This is a genomic window from Pontibacter sp. JAM-7 (assembly GCF_048548695.2).
Lineage (GTDB): Bacteria > Pseudomonadota > Gammaproteobacteria > Pseudomonadales > Balneatricaceae > Neptuniibacter.
This window is the reverse complement of the sequence record NZ_JBLYIF020000006.1, coordinates 234065-253281: the sequence shown is the minus strand read 5'-3', so window position 1 is coordinate 253281 and position 19217 is coordinate 234065. Positions and strand designations below refer to the sequence as shown.

The 19217-nt window shown below is 51.6% G+C and carries 16 protein-coding genes and 1 pseudogene; 8 read left to right on the top strand and 9 right to left on the bottom strand.

Features of this window, described 5'->3' with window-relative positions:
* Positions 1-892: 892 nt before the first annotated feature.
* Positions 893-2401, bottom strand: a complete 1509-nt coding sequence (locus ACFVYJ_RS10340) for a DNA recombination protein RmuC (protein WP_419415670.1) — start codon at positions 2399-2401, stop codon at positions 893-895.
* A gap of 5 nt (positions 2402-2406) precedes the next feature.
* Positions 2407-2757 (bottom strand): hypothetical protein, encoded by a 351-nt coding sequence (locus ACFVYJ_RS10335; protein WP_419415671.1) that lies wholly within the window; start codon positions 2755-2757, stop codon positions 2407-2409.
* A 96-nt stretch (positions 2758-2853) separates the two neighbouring features.
* Between ACFVYJ_RS10335 and ACFVYJ_RS10330 the strand changes: the two genes are divergently transcribed.
* From ACFVYJ_RS10330 to ACFVYJ_RS10300, 7 genes are read left to right on the top strand one after another with little or no spacing between them, the layout of a single operon-like run.
* Complete coding sequence (locus ACFVYJ_RS10330; protein ID WP_419415672.1) at positions 2854-3609, top strand: O-methyltransferase; 756 nt, start codon at positions 2854-2856, stop codon at positions 3607-3609.
* A complete protein-coding gene (locus ACFVYJ_RS10325) occupies positions 3606-4022 on the top strand; it encodes a hypothetical protein (protein WP_419415673.1) in 417 nt (138 codons plus the stop codon). The genes ACFVYJ_RS10330 and ACFVYJ_RS10325 overlap by 4 nt, the downstream gene beginning before the upstream one ends.
* Positions 4023-4051: 29 nt before the next feature.
* Positions 4052-6361, top strand: coding sequence for an intermembrane phospholipid transport YdbH family protein (locus tag ACFVYJ_RS10320; protein ID WP_419415674.1), 2310 nt, complete (start codon positions 4052-4054; stop codon positions 6359-6361).
* 10 nt (positions 6362-6371) lie between these two features.
* Positions 6372-6572 (top strand): YnbE family lipoprotein, encoded by a 201-nt coding sequence (locus ACFVYJ_RS10315; protein WP_419415675.1) that lies wholly within the window; start codon positions 6372-6374, stop codon positions 6570-6572.
* Between the two features lie 11 nt (positions 6573-6583).
* The gene (locus ACFVYJ_RS10310; RefSeq protein ID WP_419415676.1) at positions 6584-6922 is read left to right on the top strand and encodes a YdbL family probable chaperone protein; all 339 of its coding nucleotides are present in this window, start codon (positions 6584-6586) and stop codon (positions 6920-6922) included.
* 22 nt (positions 6923-6944) lie between these two features.
* Positions 6945-7481 carry a disulfide bond formation protein B gene (locus ACFVYJ_RS10305; RefSeq protein ID WP_419415677.1) on the top strand — a complete coding sequence of 179 codons (537 nt, stop codon included), beginning with the start codon at positions 6945-6947 and terminating at the stop codon, positions 7479-7481.
* Positions 7481-8536 (top strand): lipid A deacylase LpxR family protein, encoded by a 1056-nt coding sequence (locus ACFVYJ_RS10300; protein WP_419415678.1) that lies wholly within the window; start codon positions 7481-7483, stop codon positions 8534-8536. The genes ACFVYJ_RS10305 and ACFVYJ_RS10300 overlap by 1 nt, the downstream gene beginning before the upstream one ends.
* 7 nt (positions 8537-8543) lie before the next feature.
* On the opposite strand, the gene ACFVYJ_RS10295 is transcribed toward ACFVYJ_RS10300, so the two are convergent.
* From ACFVYJ_RS10295 to ACFVYJ_RS10285, 3 genes and pseudogenes are all read right to left on the bottom strand, one after another.
* Positions 8544-10550: a TonB-dependent receptor domain-containing protein gene (locus ACFVYJ_RS10295; RefSeq protein WP_419415679.1), complete on the bottom strand. Its 2007-nt coding sequence runs from the start codon at positions 10548-10550 to the stop codon at positions 8544-8546.
* 141 nt (positions 10551-10691) lie between these two features.
* Positions 10692-12371 carry a S8 family serine peptidase gene (locus ACFVYJ_RS10290; protein WP_419415680.1) on the bottom strand — a complete coding sequence of 560 codons (1680 nt, stop codon included), beginning with the start codon at positions 12369-12371 and terminating at the stop codon, positions 10692-10694.
* 53 nt (positions 12372-12424) lie between these two features.
* Positions 12425-12655: pseudogene (locus ACFVYJ_RS10285) on the bottom strand (phage tail protein); the annotation flags it as partial.
* Between the two features lie 1036 nt (positions 12656-13691).
* Between ACFVYJ_RS10285 and gcvP the strand changes: the two are divergent.
* The gene (gene gcvP, locus ACFVYJ_RS10280) at positions 13692-16598 is read left to right on the top strand and encodes an aminomethyl-transferring glycine dehydrogenase (RefSeq protein WP_419415681.1); all 2907 of its coding nucleotides are present in this window, start codon (positions 13692-13694) and stop codon (positions 16596-16598) included.
* A 90-nt stretch (positions 16599-16688) separates the two neighbouring features.
* On the opposite strand, the gene ACFVYJ_RS10275 is transcribed toward gcvP, so the two are convergent.
* From ACFVYJ_RS10275 to ACFVYJ_RS10260, 4 genes are all read right to left on the bottom strand, one after another.
* On the bottom strand, positions 16689-17576 hold the full coding sequence (locus ACFVYJ_RS10275; protein ID WP_419415682.1) for a c-type cytochrome: 888 nt from the start codon (positions 17574-17576) through the stop codon (positions 16689-16691).
* On the bottom strand, positions 17573-18139 hold the full coding sequence (locus ACFVYJ_RS10270) for a c-type cytochrome (RefSeq protein ID WP_419415683.1): 567 nt from the start codon (positions 18137-18139) through the stop codon (positions 17573-17575). The genes ACFVYJ_RS10275 and ACFVYJ_RS10270 overlap by 4 nt, the downstream gene beginning before the upstream one ends.
* A 44-nt stretch (positions 18140-18183) precedes the next feature.
* Entirely contained in the window at positions 18184-18480 is a 297-nt protein-coding gene (locus ACFVYJ_RS10265; protein WP_419415684.1) for a hypothetical protein, read from the bottom strand.
* A gap of 171 nt (positions 18481-18651) precedes the next feature.
* Positions 18652-19071 (bottom strand): hypothetical protein, encoded by a 420-nt coding sequence (locus ACFVYJ_RS10260; RefSeq protein WP_419415685.1) that lies wholly within the window; start codon positions 19069-19071, stop codon positions 18652-18654.
* Between the last annotated feature and the right edge of the window lie 146 nt (positions 19072-19217).

The window sequence follows — 19217 nt, the reverse complement described above, 5'->3', positions numbered from 1 at the left end:
CCGATGCCCACCAGCTCGATGCTGCCGTCCGGATTTACCTCCGCAACCAGACACACCACCTTGGAGGTGCCGATATCTAGAGCAACAATCATGTTCGAATGCGTGGACATAGTTTTTCGCCGAAATGTTAAAACTTCACTTCATTTTACCCAAAGGTAACCAGAAACCAAGGGGCGAGTTATGAATAATTCTGCACAAAACCCGCGCAAAACTGGTTTTAAAACACTAAAAAACTTCTGTATTGTTTTCTGTCGGCAACTTCACCCCTCTCTTTAATATTTTTCTTCATAATTTCAACAAGATAGAGGGCTACAAAAAATAACTTTTTGGTGCATATCCATTATAAACAAACAGTTAAAACTTGTTTACTTTGTAAATATAAAATCAATATTTAATTTTGATAAATTGCCAAAATTCAATATTTAATATTGAAATATCTCAAATCAATCAATATTTAATATTGAATAAATATTTAAAATCAATTCCCTATCTTGAAAGAATAAAGATGAAAAAACGTACAGTTTTTCACCAATTTCCGGTAAATAATTCCGCTTTATATAAATAAAAACAGCCGAAAAGGGTATGACAACCGACTGCTGCCAGCAAAAACACCCTAAATACAGGCAAATAACTATAGAGAAGGACTGAAGACAGCACGGTGTGAATGTCAATGCGCCGGGGAAACCGAAACCAGCAGAGCAAAAGCAGCGATTACCCAAGAAGCGGAAAACCACAACCAGATAGACAGTACTTAACCTGGCAGGTCGTCCGCGCCATAGCTGTGCATACCGTTCACGAGCGCCGCAACCCTGTTTCAAGCAGTAGTATTGGTTAATGCCCCATCTGGACAAGCCATGCTGGCACTTCAATACCAGAAGGAATCTGGGCTGGATTAATCCTCGCTATCGGTATCCATAGCGATATCCACCAATCCGGGAGATAGTTTCTTTTTACCGTCAGCACCCAGCTTACGCAGCATGTGTACCTGACTAATCAGGTTACCGCGCCCACTATGCAGCCGCTTATGAGCATCATCATAGGCTTTCTGGCTGCGGTTCAGGTGTTTGCCGATATCTTCTACGGCTTCAACAAAGCCGACAAACTTATCATGCAACTCGCCGCCGCGACGAGCAATCTCACGAGCATTCTGATTCTGATATTCATAACGCCAGATATTGTGAATAGTACGCAGCGTCACCATTAGGGTGGCCGGGCTTACCAGCATAATATTGCGGTCAAATGCCTCTCTGAACAGGCTAGCTTCACGCTCCAGCGCCAGCAAAAACGCCCCCTCTACCGGCACAAACATCAGCACGAAATCCAGCGTGCGTATCTCTTCAAGCGACTGGTAGGCTTTTTCACTCAGCCCTTTGATATGGCCACGCAACGACTGAATGTGCTCACGCAATAGCCGTTCACGCTGAGCCTCATCCGTGCTGGAACAATATTGTTCGTAGGCTTTGAGGGACACTTTTGCATCGATGATGACATCCTTGTTTTCCGGCAAGCGCACAATGGCATCAGGCTGGTAACGTCGGCTATCTTCAGTCACCGACACCTGAAGCTCAAATTCATGCCCTTTGCGTAAGCCGGACTCTTCCAGGGCACGCTCAAGCACCACCTCACCCCAGTTACCCTGGGTTTTACTCTCGCCTTTAAGCGCATTGGTCAGGTTAATAGCATCCTGACTCATCTGCTGATTCAACTGTTTCAGGTTGCCAATCTGCTCATACAGGGCACGGCGGTCCTTGGCTTCCTTGTCGTAGACATCTTCTACCCGGCGCTTAAAGTCGCCCAGCTGCTCTCGCAATGGATTCAGCAGCTGCCCCATATTTTCTTTATTACTCTCGGTGAAGCGCTGGGACTTCTCCTCGAAAATGCGATTCGCCAGATTTTGGAACTCTTGCTTAAGTTGCTCTCGCGCTTGTTCCAGCGTTTTCAGTTTATCGCCATACGCGACTCGCTCAGATTCAAGCCGGGTTTCCAGCTCAGTAAAGAGTTCGTTGCGTTTGGCCAAATCACCCCGGGTGACAGATAACTGCTGCTCCAACGTTTGCAGGCGCTGCTCGGTTTTAACCAGCTGGCCTTCTCGCTCCTGCTGCCGTGCTTCCAGATCAGCATAGGCGGTATGCCGTTCTGCTAACTGGCCCTGCAGCTGCTCATGACGTTGCTGTAGCTGCTGCTGTTCCTGCTCCAGTAATTCGAGCTGATTTACCCGCTCCTGTAGCCGGGTAATTTGCAATTCGGACTGATGCAATTGTGCCTGATCCTGCTGCAACTGATCCTGGCGCGCCTGGGCCAGATTCAGCTGCCACTGCTTGCGCCAGAGCACCATCGTTACCCAGGCAGCCAGTGCACACAGTATCAGTCCAGCCAAAAAGGACAGCAGATCAAGCGACATAGGGATCACCAGAAGTAATATAGAACAGGCATGGCCGCTATCACCAGCGGTCCCATCAGTAACAGGGTTTTCAGGTCACCCAGTAACTTTTGCAGAATAACGACATGCACCACTGGAAAAGTAATGAACATACAGATCAGAGGAATCCACCAATCCAGATGCAAAAAACCAAAAGCCATTGCAAATAACAGGGTAATCGCAGAAATATTACCTGCCATAATGACGGCCACCATGCCATTACGGCTTGCCGCAAAAGCTGGCTTGCTTTCCTCCGGCAGTTTATTGATCGCTCCGGCACTCAAGGCAGCGGACATGGTAACTAAACCGGTTGCCAGAAAAATAATCAGCGGATCCACTTCACTTCTCCACACAATATAGTTTGCCGCATTGTATGTCAGGGAAACCTCTGACCCAACTACTGAGGCACATTCTTCTGCAATCATGACAAGCCAATGCCACCTGAGCCACCAATTTACCCCTATCTGCGTCTGCCGTTTATGTTGCTTATTGGTATAATGCCCAGCCCCGGCACTGCCCCGCCGAAGATTGCACTAAATAGAGAGATTGTTGTGGAATTCCTGGTCAATGAAGCAGTTGAAGATTATGCCTTTCTCAGCACCACTCCTGAACCGGAGTTGCTGCAGGAACTGATTGACGAAACCAACAAGAATATGGGCTGGCCGCAAAAGCTGTCCGGACGTTTGGTGGGTCGCACCCTGAAATTTCTGGCGCAACTGCATCAGCCAAAAACGGTACTGGAAATTGGCATGTTCACCGGTTATTCGGCACTGTCTATCGCTGAAGGCATGCCCGCTGATGGCCGCATCATCTGCTGTGAAACCAATCCCAGAGCGATTGATTTCGCGAAAACGTTTTTTGCACGCAGCCCGTACGGAAACAAAATTGAAGTCTTCTTCGGTCGAGCACTGGACACGCTGCAAACGCTCGACTTGGAACTGGACTTTACCTTTATCGACGCCGATAAACGTAACTACCTACAGTATTACGAGCAAGTACTGGAAAAAACCCGGCCCGGTGGCCTGATTGTGCTGGATAACATGCTCTGGTCAGGCAAGGTGCTGCAGCCCGAATCAGATATAGACGATGTACTGGTGGAATTGAATCACCGCATTGCCACTGATACCCGAGTGGAAAATATTTTCCTGACAGTGCGGGACGGTATTAACGTGGTGCGAAAACTGCCATGAGCGTTTATCTGATTCGCAATTATCGTTCAGCACAACCAGTCTATTCCATACTGACCGCTGCTGAGGCTAAAACCGAACGTGATGCCAATGCGCTGGTGATACCCTCGGCTCACACTCTGCTATTAACCTATGTCGATTGTGACGACGGCAGCGGCCTGTATCACACACTACGTCAGATACGTAATCAGATGCTGTCTGACCTGGACCAAGTTCATTCTGCCGCTGAAGTCTATGGCCTGATCTATTGGCTGCTGAGAGAGATGGGCATTGATCATCGCGGTGAAAGCCTTGAAGATACCGTGGAACGTCTTGCCGATCTGGAGATAGAAAAGTCAGGACCAAACGGCCAGGACCTGCTGCACTGCCTGCAGGCCGCCGTTGAACGGATTGACGAACTGACGCTAGAAGACTAAATCACTCTGGCCCATAACAGGAGGAGAAGTTGCGCACCCGTCGACTCATCAGCCTGTCCCTGTTACTGCTCATTCTGGCGATTACACCGGTCACCTATGTTATATCCCCTTATATTGGCCGCTACCTGCTGGAAAGCTGGTTAACCGAGCAGGGTTTTACTCAACTGAATTTTGAGCTCACTCACCCCGGCTGGGGCATATTTGAGACAGACGGCGTACAGTTAAGCTACCAGACAAAGACTTACCAGGTGCACTTGAGCACTGGCAAAATCAGTCTCAGCTTTGACCCCTATACCCTGTTAACCCATCAGCGACTGACGACTGCCACCATAGAACAGGCTGATATTTATATTGTTCCGCAACACACCACGACAAACTCAGTCCCGCTGCAACTTGCTCAAGTGAGTCGCTGGCTACCAGCTCTGTGGTTACCAGACCTGCCTACCGACCAGGTCAATATCGATAAGCTGACCATTAGCGTACAGGCGACTGAAGACAAACAGTGGCACAGCCAGCACCAGCTGGCTATCACTGCACAACAGATAAACATCGACAGTGAGTTCTCCCTGACTGACCAGATGACGCTCACCAGTCATGCTGAACTCAGCGCAGATAACCAGCTCAACTGGCAGCTAAGTCGGGGCTCTCAACCCTGGCTGCAACTGCAAGCCAGACTACAAACACCAACAACCCTGCACACCGCACTTAACATGAATATCGCCGGGTTGTCAGAGGGACTGGCAGCGACCTTTCCTGAATTCGCGCTGCCAACCGGTTTTAGCGGTCAATTAGACACCACGGGCACAATCGACCTGCCACAGCAGCTGGCCTTTCCTGCTGACACCTTGAACACGATCACAAGCAGGCAAAACATTGCGCTAACGCTGGCCAGGCAAAGCCCCAACGGCAACATACGCAGCCACTTGGCAGGCACGCTGATGTTAGATAAAGGTCTGGCACGCCTCAATATCGAACCGAACGCCAGCCTGACATTGGCCAACTGGTCAGTGCCTCAATTAACCAAACCGATGCCTAAGCTGGCCGTCACCACTGCGGCACCGCTCAGCTTGCAGACGACACTGTCAGATAACCCTACCCTGGCGCAGCTTAGTATCAGCCCAACACAACTTGGTTTATCTGCAACACGGCTGTCGCTGCCACAAGGAACGCTAGAGAGCGGCCCGACCTTAATAACTCTGAGCCAGATAGATCTTGCCAATAGACGCGTGCGTGGCCAGATTGAATCCACGCAACTGACATACCACCAACCCAATAAAACCTGGCCCACGCTGACCATAAACAGTGATTTCAGTTACCGCGATAAAGCGTTACAGCAGGCGTTTAACATCCGGGCTCAGCAGCCACGCCTGAAGATCAGCGGCAGCGCCCGTACTCTGCTGTCGAAAACCCCGAGCACCCAGCTGAAATGGCAGATGACCCCGGTTCAACTAAACTCGCTGACCCGCGAGCTGAATACGGCCATGCCCTGGCTAACACTCCCCCAAGAACTGTCATTACAACAAGGCGAGCTACATCACAAAGGCAGTGCCAGCATTGACAATGCTCAGCTGTCAGCTCAGCTGCACAACCGCATCACCGATGGCCAGCTACACTGGCAACAAACCGAATTCCATGGTGTCGACTGGTCTTCCAGCACTAGGATACAGGCCGGAGGCCGCTGGCATGATACAGGCAAGGTTAAGCTGCGGCAGGTTAAAAAAGGAGTCACCGTTGAAGATGTAGAGCTGAGTTATACATACACCGGAACGGTTAACCAAGGCTTGTTCAAGTTACACACAGCTAAAGCCCGCTTTCTGGAGGGCATGCTGGCGCTGGACCCGTTACAGACCAACCTGACAAATCCAGCCTTTACCAGCCAGTTACACCTTAAAGGAATTAGCCTGCAGCAATTATTGCAGCTGGAACAGCAGCCTGGATTGTCGGGCGAGGGAAAAATCAGCGGCTCAGTGCCGCTAAACTTTGCTGAGGGCGCATTAAGCATCGCCAATGGCCGGCTTGCCAGTGAAGCACCCGGTGGCACCATAAGGTTTCAGCCCACTGACAACGTGCTGACCTATGCTGCAGCAAACAAGGGTTTACGCATGGCGCTGGAACTGCTGCAGAACTTTCACTATCAGCAGCTGTCGGTAGATCTAAGCTATGCACCCGATGGCAAAGCGCTGCTGAAAACACGGTTACAGGGCTTCAATCCGGAGTGGTCCAATGGCCAACCGATTGACTTCAACATCAATATCGAGGAAAACATCCTCCAGTTAATTCGAGCATTACAGTTGGCCGAGGAGTTATCCGACCGTATTGAGCAACGTTACAGCAAGTAGGAATCACCGCATGAAACGCACAACATGCCTTACGCTGATGATATCAAGCATCTTGCTGATAGGCGCCAGCGGGTGCGCACCACGGGTTGAAGTGGCCGTACCTAACGAACCGATTACGATCAACCTGAATGTCAAAATCGAGCATGAGATTCTGGTTAAGGTCGACCGTGAAATCGATACTCTGCTCGATACCAACAGTGAACTATTCTAAGGAGTCTGTGTATGAAACCTGTTATTAAACACTGGCTCAGCGCCGCCCTGCTTGCTCTTACCTGTATCAGCCTGCCCGCCTGGGCGATAAGTTTGGATGACGCGAAATCTTCCGGCTTGGTGGGTGAGCAAAGCAACGGATATTTGGGCGCAGTAACATCCGGCTCCAGCGCCGTTCAAAACCTGATCAATGAGATCAACAAGAAACGCAAGGCCGCCTATATCAATGGGGCCAACAGTGCCGGCGTTGAACTCCAGGTGTTCGAAGTACGCATGGGGCAGCGTTTACAGCAAAGAACCCCGGCGGGACAATATATTCAACAGCCAGATGGACGCTGGCTGAAAAAGTAAATCAATTTTTCAAGGACTGACCATGCCAAGCACCGGATCGCCTGCTTACCGCCCCCTTAACATTCTGGGATTCATCTGCAGTGGTGTAGGCTTGGTGTATGCAGTGAGCATATTGGAGCCCTTACTGGGCAACAGTAATTGTTTGTTTTGTTCTTTGATTCGCGCCCTGCTACTCAGTCTCAGTCTGATCTATCTGCTGGCACTTATTCATAACCCCGCCTCTGCAGGTCAACGCAGTTACGCTCTGCTGGGTTTGCTACTCATCGCAACCGGGCTATTTACCCTGGGTTACCAGGGCTGGTCACAAACCAACGCCCCGGCGTTGACCGATGCGGAACTGCTGACCTGTCAGATGTCGCTGGAACAGCTCAACCTGCAAGGCACGTTGACCGATAAACTGGGCACCTGGTTTACATTAGCCACACGCTGCCCAGTGCCTCGTCCGGGTAGTGCGGCTCTCTCGATCAACCTACAAACCTTGATTCTGTTCACGTTGCTATTGTTGCTTAATCTACGACTGATCATGATTAAACCACGCCGCCAGGGGTATTTTGTCTGATGCCATTTACACAACACCATTTCTGCGCAGTCATATTGCTGGCGGCAGTGTCCCTGAATGCCACCGCCCAAGAAGCCCCCTGGACCGTCAACCTGTATTTTGAAAATGACCTGTTCACAGAAACCGACCAGAACTACACCAATGGGGTGCGTATCTCATGGGTATCACCCAACGTCGAGGATTACCTGCATGACCCCCGCATTCCTGATTGGTTGCGCGGCATAAACCGCTACCTGCCGCTATTTGATCCAGAACCGGTCAGCGACCAGCGCAAAGTGCAACGTAACCTAGTGGTCAGTCTGGGACAGCAGATCTACACCCCACAGGATATTGACCGCCAAACAGTCGATCCTGATGATCGCCCCTACGCAGGCTGGCTCTATGGTGCCATTGCTTATCACAGCCGTACCGCCCGCAAAATGAATACTGCTGAGTTGAATTTGGGCATCATCGGCCCCTGGGCCATGGGTGAACAAGCCCAGGATACCATCCATCGGATACGCGGATTTGATACCTTTAACGGCTGGGATAATCAGCTGAAAAATGAGCTCGGCCTACAACTGGTGTACGAACATAAAAACCGTTTCAGCAAGGGCTACCTACTGCCCTGGCTGGAATACGATGCCATCGCCCATGCCGGTGCCAGCCTCGGCAATGTCGCCACTTATTTGAATGGGGGTGTCGAGCTACGCATCGGCTGGAATCTACCGGAAGATTTTGGTACTTCAGCCCTGCGCAGTGGCGGTGATAACAGCGCCCCTGGCCGGGGCGACGAACGTTATCAACGTGGTAGCCGCAATGCCAATCTGGGGCTGCACGCGTTTATCTCCACTGATGGCCGCTGGGTGCTGCACGATATCTTTCTCGACGGTAATACCTTCAGAGATAGCCACTCCGTCGATAAAGAACCGCTGGTAGGCGAAACCGCTATGGGCATCGCCGCCCTCTATCACGGTTGGAAAATTTCCTTTGCCCGTATCCATCGCAGCCGTGAATTTAAACAACAGGATGAGGGGCATTCCTTTGGCTCCCTCAGTATCTCCTACAGTTTCTAATGTAAGTTTAAAAAGCCAGCTTGAAATTGAGCCACAGACTTCGGCCTGGCTCTGTCACCTGCAGGGGCTCCGGCGCCAATACATAGTCACGGCTTTCATGCAGGCTATAAGCTTTATCAAACAGATTATCAATGCCAATAGAGAGCTGGCTGTCACGGCTCAGGCCATATTCGGCATACAGATTCACCACCCCATAACCCGGAGTACGGCGTACATCCTGACCAGCACAAGCCGGGTCAGTACTTAGACATACATTGTTTTGTGCCCCAGTTAGCTGCCACTCCCCGCTATAACGCCAATGCCCCTGTTGATAGCTCAGTTGAGTGAGCAAGGATACAGGCGCAATACGCGAGAGGGCCTGCCCCGTATCCCGGTTATTGCCGCGCAACCACGCCAGACGCGTGCCTAACTGCCAGCCTGGCATAAAAAACCAATCTAGCTCGGCTTCAGCACCATAGAGTTCTGCGGCAATATTGCGGTAGTACTCATGATTGACTGAGCGGTATCGCAGGATGTAATCATCAATCCGGTTATACCAACCGGACAACTGCCATTGCAGGTCATTGCTCCGGCGAGACAACTGAAGTTCTAATTGATGATGCTTTTCAGGCTCCAGCTGCGGGTTGCCAATCCAGTCACCACTCATAGCGTGTTTGGCAATATAACGCTCTGTCGCATCTGCAGTTCGAACACTACGGGACAAGGTGGTTTCCAACACATACTCTGCAGGCAACTGATACTGCCAGCTAAAGAAGCCGCCCAGGTTATCCTCCTGAGCGGCGGTATTAGTAATGCCATATGCACTGTTATACAAAGCAACCGGTGTCGCTGCACCCATGCCCATACCGTACGTCGTGTTTGCTCGATGCGCGGTGGCGTCAATATGATCGTAACGGACACCCGCACGCACGCGATGAGTCCGGTTAAACGCGCGCTCCGCTTCCAGAAACAGGCCTTGCTGTTTCATGTCCACATCCGGCCACTGGCTGAAAACAGGCATCCCCGACATCACCATATATGCCAGGGCATCCCGCTGGTTTTGCTGTACATCTACACCGAACTGCCAGTGCGTATCCCAGGCCTCAGCATGCAACAAAACGCGTCCTCCCTTGGTATCCGACGTTGAGGGTGAGGTAATCATGCTGTTTTCCATCAAGTGCGTCACATCAGAGCGGTACAGATCCACATGCAGGGACTTTAATATCCCCCCCTTAAAGTCATGCTCCAGACGGATGCGACTATTGCTTGCATCAGCATAGGGGCTATCCATCAAGGCACCGGGGAAATCAATATCTTCCTCTTCGACCCGTGCATGGCTTAACTGCAGCCGGGTAAAGTCATCAAGATTGATTCCGGCCAACAACGTATTGGAACCACTTTGCCAGCCTGCTGCCACCTTATCGCCACGGCCATCTTCATAATTCTGGGCTTCACCTTGATGAATGATGAAGCGCAAATACCCTTGATCAGAGCCGGCCGCCAGATCAGCCGTCAGATCCCATTGCTGGTTATTTTCCCGCCAACCACCTGACAACTCCGCCAGATACCCGGCATCATAAAAAACAGGCCAATCGCGTTCGAACAGCACCGTACCACCCGAACCGCCCGCGCCATATACAACCGTCCGGTTACCTTTGATAATTGTTACCCGGTCATAAGCACCAGCCGACGTATAGGCAGTAGGTGGATCCATTCGATTAGGACAAGCACCGTGCAGGTAGCCGCCATCCAGCAATATATTCAATTGGGTTTCTTTCTGGCCGCGAATAAGCGGATCAATCGCCCTGCCACCCATACGGCTGCCGGATATACCCGATTGTCGCAGCAATAGTTCACCGCCGTCAGCGAGAGGAGTTGGTGTTGTCACGTTGCTTTCTGTCACCGGACTCATCAGCAAGGGCTTCTGCCCCTTGGTAATTTCAATCAGTAACGGATCAGCGTTATTCGGTGTTTCAGCCCACACCAAACTGTTCATCGATATAGATACTGCCAGCCACCAACTTTTATGACGCATATTACTCACCTGCAACCTGTTGTGATTGCGGCGAATTTTACCTATCGGGCCAGTATTACGGGATGTGACACAGGGTCGCGCGGCAAATTGACGCAACGACGTGAAGGTGATGCAAACGAAGATGCCTAACGATCGGGATAACTAATCAATAAATTGATAGCTGATCTGCCAGCCCTGCCCCTGTTGCTTGCCATCAGAAGCAAACCAGAGCAGCACGTTATTGCTCCAGCTGGTAAAGGCAGGCGGTAATTCTGTGCCACTGAAAATGGCCATCATGTTGCGTTGTTCGGTTGTGGTTCCATTAAAAAAGTACAGTTTATCAACACCCTTTTCTGTATCCAGCTGTATTGCGCGCAGCTGAATGCGTTTACCTGCCGGCGCAGTAATCTGCCATTTACAGTTACTGTTATAAGCATACCTTGCAGCACCGCTGCCATCGTCTAGCACACCTGCTTTTTGCACATATACCGTACCTTTACAGTATGCGCTCGAATAATCGATGGGTTCTGCTCGATAGAACAGTAAAGGCTTGGCACCAGCCTGACCCTCGGCACCCCCTTGCACGACCAACCGCGCAAAGCCACCGGGGATGTAAAATTGGTCGGGCAGATCGTTTAATGCATAAACCTTATCAGGCGCTGCATCACGCACATTGTTGCTATAGATGCTGAGCTGCCCCTGGCTGTTGTTCGCAACAGGTGATGCTAACAAAAACCGAAGCCCCTGGTACTGCCCCGGCGGTCTGATAACCCAGGTACTACCCTGCTCAGCCTTATTGGCAAGGTTAAGATAGCCCTGATAAGCCTTATGCTGGGTATAGGACCTGCTATGGCCTTTCAAGACCGGGCAAGCTAACGCCTGCTGCACATTTATTGTTCCGGCGCCAAGTTGCGCAACCCATCTGGCATCCAGCTCAGGGAAGGCATCAGCACCCTCTATCAGACAAGCCTTAAGTTCAGCAGGATTCAAGTCTGGATATGCCAGCTTCAGCAATGCCACTGCGGCCACGGCCATCGCCGAAGCCTGAGAACTGCCAGATGAAATATAGGTATGATCATCACCGGTGGAACCGGCGCTGATAACTGCAGTACCGGGGGCGACCAGATTCACATGCTGGCCATAATTCGCATGTTCAGTGAGGGTTCCATTAGCCTCAGCCGCCGTGACCGATAAAACCGATGGAAATGCCGCCGGGTATTGTGGCCGGTGTAACTGAAAATTTCCCGCCGCCGCGACAATGATCGTACCCTGTTGTTCTGCACGTTTAAGCAGCGCCTCCTGCCGAGGCGCAATGTTTGTTTCAGCCCAGGCGGCAAGCACAAGATCTGCACCACTATCCAGCGCATACTCCAGACCGCTGTAGGCATCTTTGAGATAAGGAATTGGGGCATGATCAGACAGCCCCTTGATGGGCAGAATACGTACATAGTCACCGGCCTGATCACCGTAAGCACGCTTGACGATAGACGCAATGATGCCAGACAGGTGAGTACCATGATAAAACTCCGGCAAACGCTCTAGCGGTGGCAGAACACTGTTATCGTTATCAGCAATATCCCAGCCGAAACGGTCATCAATATAACCATTGCCATCATCATCGATGCCGTTGTCCGCTATCTCATCCGGCCGTTGCCAAATAATATCTTTGAACTGCTGATGTGATAAGCGGAATGCATCATCCACCACAGCAATCACCAGCGGCTTGTCTGGCTTTGGTTGGTCCAAACGTGGAATGTTCAGCTGATCTAGCCACGCATCCGCCAGCACAACCGAAGGAAAGTACAACAAGCCCAGACCAAAGCAGGCGTTCCTCAAATTCAAGAAACGCCTGCTTAGTTTAGCTAGTGAAGGAAAGGTCATCTATGCAGTAATCAGTGTGTCTCGGTACCAAAGCGTTGCCCAAGGTTCCGAGGACTCAGCCCCGGTCCTGTTCCAACACCAACCGGCACTCGACCACGCAGGTCAGGTAATGCAAAAGTGGTACGCCCGTCACCGCCGTAGGTTGTGCCTAACAGAGAGAACAGTGCGGTATTGGATGAGATTGCCAAAAGCTGCCCGTGACAAAATGCCCAGCCACGTGGCGCAAAATTACCCGCAAACATCATAACTTCGGCCAATAAAGGCTCTGCGGCGGATCGGCTTGGGAAAATTCCTTGCAAAGCAATGACATAGTTCATGCCAAGCGATGGCTGCATATTATTTTCAACCCCATCCACTGGCGGCGCCGCACCAATCCAGCTGCTGCCGTTCCAGGTAAGCACATCACCCGGGGTAGTGCCATCAGTCAGACCACTTTCACCCTGGGGCCCCTGGGGACCTTCTGGGCCTTGGATGCCCTGAGGGCCTTCCGGTCCTACCGGGCCAGCGACACCTTGCGCGCCTTGCGGTCCCTGAGGACCCATTGGGCCTTCTGGACCTTCAGTCCCGGCTTCACCCTGCGGTCCCTGTAGTCCTTCAGGTCCCTGCGGGCCTTGCGGCCCAACTGCGCCAATAGTTAAAGCATAATCCGTCACAGGATCTTTTGGATCAGAGGACCCAAGGCTTAATAGATAATCACCATCGGCAGGTAGTGCACCAGCTGGTAACAAGCACTCGATCTGTTCCGGCGTCGAGATCAGGTCAGACGTACAATATTCCGATATATCGCCAGGTGCACCGGAGTTGCCAAGGGTCACATATAGGGTATCAGTTGCATCAAAACCGCTACCTTCAATAATCAATGCATCACCTGCGAAATCGACAAAGACCTCAGTAATCAAAGCGGGGGATTTTGCTGCGGGTTTGCCTGCAGGTTTGGCAGATACCAGTGGTGTTGCCAGTAGCCCTGCTGCGAGGAATGTAACAGTGGAACAACGGGATAACAAAAAAGCCATGTGTGCCTCCATCAATTGATGAAAACTAGGCACAGCTACATCTAAAAGACCATCCCTAGCAGTTGTCAGCCTGATTTCTAGAACAATTCAAGCCTTAGAACGAACCCTGTTCTTGCTAAATTGAGTATGGCTAAAGGAAAAATTTTAATCAATTTAAAATTAAGCAAACTGTCAGAAAAGCCCGAAAATGGGTATTATTGCGCCTTCCCCGTCACGGCCCGGCCGCCTGGCTTTTACCGTGCATAAAGACTTAGTTACAGGGTTCAACATGACTCAGCCACAGACTTCGCTTCCCCTTTCTGCTCTGGAGCAAAACGATGCCTTTATTTCACGCCATGTCGGCCCGTCTCAGGACGAGCAACAGGCGATGTTGGAGGCGCTGGGACTGGATTCGCTGGATGCACTGATTAACCAGACCGTACCTGGCAGCATTCTGCTAGACAGCCCACTACCCATGGCTGACAGCCGCAGCGAACAGGATGTACTGGCCGAGTTGCACAACATGGCACGCCAGAACACCCTGAATCGTTCCATGATCGGCATGGGTTATACCGATACCATCGTGCCGAATGTGATCCTGCGCAATGTGTTGGAAAATCCGGGCTGGTATACCGCCTATACCCCCTACCAGCCAGAGGTATCCCAAGGGCGCTTGGAAGCAATCCTGAACTTCCAGCAGATGGTGCTGGATCTTACCGGTCTGGATCTGGCCAACGCCTCCTTGCTGGATGAAGCCACCGCCGCTGCCGAAGCGATGACGCTATGCAAACGTATGTCCAAGGCGAAAAAAGCCAACGTATTTCTGGTGGACGCAAACCTGCATCCGCAGAACATCAGCGTCATTCAGACCCGCGCCGAACCTTTAGGTTATGAGGTGGTAGTAGGTGACGTTACTGCCCTGATCGATCAGTACGAACCCTTTGGCGTGGTGGTGCAATACCCTGGAACCTACGGCCATGTGACCGATTACAGTACGCTGATCGAAAAAGTACACGCGAAAAAAGCGCTGTTCTGTGCCGCCGCTGATATCATGAGCCTGGTACTGCTGAAATCCCCGGGAGAACTGGGGGCCGATGTGGTATTCGGTTCCGCGCAGCGCTTTGGCGTGCCAATGGGCTACGGTGGTCCACACGCAGCTTTCTTTGCCACCCGCGATGCTTACAAACGCTCGGTACCGGGCCGGATTATCGGTGTTTCCATCGATACCCGTGGCAATAAAGCTTTGCGTATGGCCATGCAGACCCGCGAACAACATATCCGCCGGGAAAAAGCGACCTCTAACATCTGTACCGCCCAGGTACTGCTGGCCAATATGGCATCTTTTTATGCGGTGTATCATGGCCCTGAGGGGCTGAAAACGATTGCCGGCCGCATCCACCGACTGACCTCAATTCTAGCTCACGGTCTGCAACAGAAAAGTATCAATCCGGTTAACGACAGCTGGTTTGATACCCTGACCATTGAACTGGATGATGCTGAAGCGGCGTACAACAAGGCCCTGAGTGCCGGTATTAATCTGCGCCGAATCGGTGACACCCGCCTGGGTATCACGGCAGATGAATGCACCGACCGCTTGGTCATCGAAACCCTGTGGGACTGCATTCTGGGCGAAGGGCACGGTCTGTCTCTGGATGCCATCGACAGCGAACTGAGCCGCAGTAACGCCAGCGGCATCCCGGCTTCACTGGTTAGGGAATCCGCTATCCTGCAACACCCGGTTTTCAACAGTTATCACAGCGAAACCGAAATGCTGCGCTACCTCAAGCAGCTGGAAAATAAAGACATTTCACTGGCCCACAGCATGATTGCGCTGGGCTCCTGTACCATGAAGCTGAATGCCACCGCTGAGATGATTCCGGTAACCTGGCCAGAGTTCGGCCAACTACACCCGTTTGTCCCACTGGACCAGGCTCAGGGTTACCAGCTGTTGCTGGAAAGTCTGAAGCAGCAATTGATCGCCATCACCGGCTTCGACGACATCTGCATCCAGCCTAACTCCGGTGCCCAGGGCGAATATGCTGGCCTGCTGGCCATTCGCAACTTTCATCTGGCCAACGGTGAAGCTGAACGTAATATCTGCCTGATTCCCGCCTCGGCTCACGGCACCAACCCGGCATCCGCAGCACTGGCTGATATGAAGGTGGTAGTGGTTAAGTGTGATACCAACGGCAACGTAGACATTGATGACCTGCGCAGTAAAGCCGAGCAATACAGCGAGCAACTCTCCTGCCTAATGATCACTTACCCTTCTACTCACGGGGTATTTGAAGAGGGTATCCGCGAAATTTGCGATATCACCCACCAGCATGGTGGCCAGGTATATATGGACGGTGCCAACCTGAACGCTCAGGTAGCGGTCAGTAAACCTGCCGACATCGGTGCCGATGTTTCCCATATGAACCTGCACAAAACCTTCTGTATCCCACATGGTGGCGGTGGCCCGGGTATGGGTCCGATCGGTGTTAAAGCGCACCTGGCTGCCTTTGTCGCCAACCACCCGGTAGTAAGTATTGCTGGCCCGAATGCTGAAAACGGTGCCGTTTCTGCTGCGCCCTGGGGCAGCGCCTCGATCTTGCCGATCTCCTGGGTCTATATCGCTCTGATGGGTGCCAAAGGCCTACGTGCCGCCACAGAAAATGCCATTCTCAATGCCAATTATCTGGCCCATGAGCTCAGCAAAGATTATCCGGTACTCTACACCGGGCGTAATGACCGAGTGGCCCACGAATGTATTATCGACCTGCGCCCGCTGAAAGAGGTTTCCGGTATCAGTGAAGAGGATGTCGCCAAGCGACTGATGGACTTTGGTTTTCACGCACCGACCATGTCTTTCCCGGTGCCCGGCACCCTGATGATCGAGCCCACCGAGTCGGAATCCAAAGCAGAATTGGATCGCTTTATCGAAGCGATGCAAGTAATCCGTGAAGAGATCCGCCAGGTAGAAACGGGGCTAATCGATGCCGACAACAACCCGCTGCGACACGCACCACATACCATCGCGGACCTGATTGATCCTGAATGGAGCCGCCCATACAGCCGCGAACAAGGTGCCTTCCCAGTCACCCGCCTGCTCACCAGCAAGGTGTGGCCAACGGTTAACCGGATCGATAACGTATATGGCGACCGTAACCTATTCTGTGCCTGTGTCCCGATGGACGCATATATAGAGGCTTAAACAGAACCGATAAGCAAAGCAAGGACACGCCCACGCGTGTCCTTTTTTATCCATTGCCCGACATAAAAGCCCTCAACCGAGGGCTTTACGTTATTTCTGCTGCATAAGGTAATGCGCAATAGCTTGTAGATCCTGTTTACGCATAAAAGCAGTGCCATACCTGACAACCTCTCCCATACTGCCACCAAACGCATCGCCATCATGCTTCAGCCCCACCTGCAGTGCATACGCCAGATCCTGTTCCGTCCAACCTTTACCTGACAGGGCTGCTGCAGTAATGGCGGGAACCTTACCCTCTCCCTGAAGCAAAGACTGACCACCCGAAAATGGTCGTTCAGAGTCCAGCGCAGCAAAAACATTCCGAGACCCATGACAGGCAGCACAATGAGTCACACTCTCCACCAGATAGGCACCACGATTGTAACTAGCAGTTTTATCTGGTCGGGGCTGAAAGCGATCCTCAGTAAAGAACAGTGACTGCCACACGATAAGGCCCTGCCTCAGGTTATAGGGGAAATCCAGCTGATGCTGGGGGGCTGCCATCGGCACCGGTGGGACAGTACTGAAAGCCGCCCATAAATCAGCGATATCCTGATCGCTTAGCCGAGTATAGAAAGTATATGGGAAAGCAGGGTAATAACGCTCTCCCTGGGGACTTTTGCCCTGCCTCACTGCCTGGGCAAACTGCTCAATGCTCCAACCTCCTATACCGTGGTGTTTATCTGTTGTCAGGTTAGGTGCATAAAACGTTCCAAATGGCGTGACTAGCGGCGGCCCTCCTGCCAGAGGCGCCCCTCCCTGCTCCAGATCGGTGTGGCACGCGATACAACCAGATGCCCTGGCCAAATACGCACCCTTGGCAACATCGCCTGTCAGGTTTGCAGGAAAGTCCTCCGATACCGCTGTGCTACGGGTAGAGTGCCAAGTAATAACTACCAGCAGTAGCCCCCCCAGTGTAGCAACCAATAACCGCCTCATTTATCTTTCTCTACCCGGAAATCGGTGTGGCAAGACGAGCAGTTATCTGTCAGCTTTTTAAACACCGCTTCGACTGGCATGTTACCGTACTCTTCTGCAGTATGAGCCATTGCTTCCCCCATCATGGCGCCATGCCCCATCATCGCATCATCGGACATCATCGCGCCCGCTGCCTGTGTCGCCTGGGTATTATGAGCAGCTTGCTGCAAGCCTTCACTCAGCACACCCAGATGCGCGGCCAGTCGGCTAAACCGATCCCACTCCTGCCATATTTCAGGTTTTGCTTCCGTTGGGTGCTGCAGGCTGCCCTCAGGAAAGAGTTTAGTAAGCTGCTCTCCTGCATGATCTCTGATAACTGCAGCCGCTGCCTGTACCTTGTCTGCCTCATAGAGCGCCTTGCCTTTGAACATATCAGAAATGGTCTTCATAGAATCTTTCATATCTTTCATCGCATCCATACGTTGTTTAACCACACCACTTGCGCCGCTATGTGCCACAACCAGAGTGGAGAGTGTCAGCAAAACCATAGACAACAGCAGTCCATTCACTGTTTTTTTCAGCATTTTTCTTCCCCTTAAACAAAAACGAAAATACAGAACAAAAACTCTTAGGCGAGTTTTGGTGGTGGCAGTTCAAGCACCTGATAAAAATGATAATGTGACAGTGAGAGCAACACGTTAAGCAAACCTTTTCCGGCAATATCGCCCACCAGACAACCACCCAGCGCCGCCATAGAATGGCCCGAGTGGCAGTTATTTTCATCACCACTAGAGGTGTGTTGCTGATGCTGCAACTGATCATGATGATCCGTTGCAGCGCAACTATGCAGATCCAACAAGCCGCCCTGGGGAGGTTGCAGAAACAACAGCATCAGAAGAAAAAGAAAAAACAATTTTTGTCGCATTACGGGCTGACTAAAAGCATGACACTGATGTCTGATCGAATAAAACCGAGACTATCAGATTTCCGAGTGTTTTGGTATTAACCCTCACCCGCAGTCAACCACCCGCGCAAAGCCTCTGCCCTGCAGGGTTACGGGTAAGATTGGGGCCAGGTAAAAGTCAGCCTGTCAACGTTACTCGTGCTTAGGCATATCTCTTATCGATTGATGTTCCATCATCTGTTGCATCATGCCTTGCATCATCTCCATCTGTGTTTCCATCATACCCATGCGCTGATCCATGTAGGGACAGGGTTCAGATCCATCTTTACCCCCCTCATGCATCGCACCGTGACGTTGCATCATATCCATACCCATACGCATGTGCTGCATATGCTGGTGCATCAACGCTGGCTGTTCAGAAGGCTGTTTACTGTCTCGAATCTGACCCATGATGTTTTCAGCACGTCCAAGATGCTCTCGCATCTGCATCATACGTGTTTGCTGATCCCTATTTTGTTGCGGTGGCTCCGCCGCATGGTTTTGATGGGCGCCAACCAACATTGCTGAGCCCAATAGACTGGTAAAAACCAGACTCATCAGTACAGGTTTCATATTTCACTCCTTGGGCAGTCCCGGCCAGGGGCTTTCACCCAGTTATTGCAGAGCCAATTCAAACCATCAAATGCAGGCCCTGCTACTTAAACATAGCCTTCAGCCCGGCAAATCAAGCACATTAAAGTCAAAATCAACCACAATCT

What these genes read in the sequence shown, in the direction of transcription:
- ACFVYJ_RS10340 (WP_419415670.1), bottom strand. Translation starts at nt 2,401, where the DNA reads ATGTCGCTTGATCTGCTGTCCTTTTTGGCTGGACTGATACTGTGTGCA.
- ACFVYJ_RS10330 (WP_419415672.1), top strand. Translation starts at nt 2,854, where the DNA reads ATGCCACCTGAGCCACCAATTTACCCCTATCTGCGTCTGCCGTTTATG.
- ACFVYJ_RS10325 (WP_419415673.1), top strand. Translation starts at nt 3,606, where the DNA reads ATGAGCGTTTATCTGATTCGCAATTATCGTTCAGCACAACCAGTCTAT.
- ACFVYJ_RS10315 (WP_419415675.1), top strand. Translation starts at nt 6,372, where the DNA reads ATGAAACGCACAACATGCCTTACGCTGATGATATCAAGCATCTTGCTG.
- ACFVYJ_RS10310 (WP_419415676.1), top strand. Translation starts at nt 6,584, where the DNA reads ATGAAACCTGTTATTAAACACTGGCTCAGCGCCGCCCTGCTTGCTCTT.
- ACFVYJ_RS10305 (WP_419415677.1), top strand. Translation starts at nt 6,945, where the DNA reads ATGCCAAGCACCGGATCGCCTGCTTACCGCCCCCTTAACATTCTGGGA.
- ACFVYJ_RS10300 (WP_419415678.1), top strand. Translation starts at nt 7,481, where the DNA reads ATGCCATTTACACAACACCATTTCTGCGCAGTCATATTGCTGGCGGCA.
- ACFVYJ_RS10295 (WP_419415679.1), bottom strand. Translation starts at nt 10,550, where the DNA reads ATGCGTCATAAAAGTTGGTGGCTGGCAGTATCTATATCGATGAACAGT.
- gcvP (WP_419415681.1), top strand. Translation starts at nt 13,692, where the DNA reads ATGACTCAGCCACAGACTTCGCTTCCCCTTTCTGCTCTGGAGCAAAAC.
- ACFVYJ_RS10275 (WP_419415682.1), bottom strand. Translation starts at nt 17,576, where the DNA reads ATGAGGCGGTTATTGGTTGCTACACTGGGGGGGCTACTGCTGGTAGTT.
- ACFVYJ_RS10270 (WP_419415683.1), bottom strand. Translation starts at nt 18,139, where the DNA reads ATGCTGAAAAAAACAGTGAATGGACTGCTGTTGTCTATGGTTTTGCTG.
- ACFVYJ_RS10265 (WP_419415684.1), bottom strand. Translation starts at nt 18,480, where the DNA reads ATGCGACAAAAATTGTTTTTTCTTTTTCTTCTGATGCTGTTGTTTCTG.
- ACFVYJ_RS10260 (WP_419415685.1), bottom strand. Translation starts at nt 19,071, where the DNA reads ATGAAACCTGTACTGATGAGTCTGGTTTTTACCAGTCTATTGGGCTCA.